This is a genomic window from Arthrobacter sp. CP30 (assembly GCF_053470025.1).
Genome location: NZ_JBQEMM010000045.1, coordinates 1 through 558, shown reverse-complemented (window position 1 = coordinate 558; position 558 = coordinate 1). Strand labels below are relative to the sequence as shown.

Sequence of the window (558 nt, the reverse complement as noted above, 5' to 3'; positions counted from 1 at the left end):
CTACGCATGCGGTGAGCATGTTGCGGCCCTGCCGGCGCGCGGAGAGGTAGCGGTCAAGCTGCAGACTCATCCCGCCCTCCGCTTCGTCTCGACGCCCTTGCGCGCGGCGCGCTGGCGCTCGGGGCGACCGGCGCGACGAAGTGCGAGCCGGCGGTCGAGTTCGGCGACCAGCGCGGCATAGGCGGCGGCGTGCCGATGGGTGAGGATCAGCGTGGTCATGCCGCGAGCCTCCGCCATGCCTCGGGTTGCCAACCCCGTTCGGTCGCGGCGGCGATGATCTGGTCAGCGGTGAGAATCGACCGCCCTCGGCGCCAGTGGGCGCCGTGCGGCGCATAGGAACCGGCTTCGTCGCAGCGGCTGACCGGGCCGAACCGGCGGAGATATTCCGCTGCCAGGGCGGCGCGGCCGGTGTCGCGCGGCGGAAGGTTCAGCGGCACGACCCCGGGCTGACCACGCTTTCCCGGCTTGCGAGGGGTGATGCCGGTCAGCCTCAGCCAATTGTCGATCGTCGACATCGACCGGTTGTAGTGGCGACGCAGTTCGTTGCGGGTCATGGAC

Annotated in this window: 2 protein-coding genes; both read right to left on the bottom strand. The window is 70.8% G+C overall.

Going from position 1 to position 558, the window contains the following annotated elements:
• Window positions 1–66: 66 nt before the first annotated feature.
• A complete protein-coding gene (locus tag ACTIMO_RS17250; protein ID WP_345850127.1) occupies window positions 67–219 on the bottom strand; it encodes a hypothetical protein in 153 nt (50 codons plus the stop codon).
• Window positions 216–558: hypothetical protein (locus ACTIMO_RS17245; RefSeq protein WP_448183216.1), on the bottom strand; the 343-nt coding region annotated here is incomplete at its 5' end. The genes ACTIMO_RS17250 and ACTIMO_RS17245, both read right to left, overlap by 4 nt.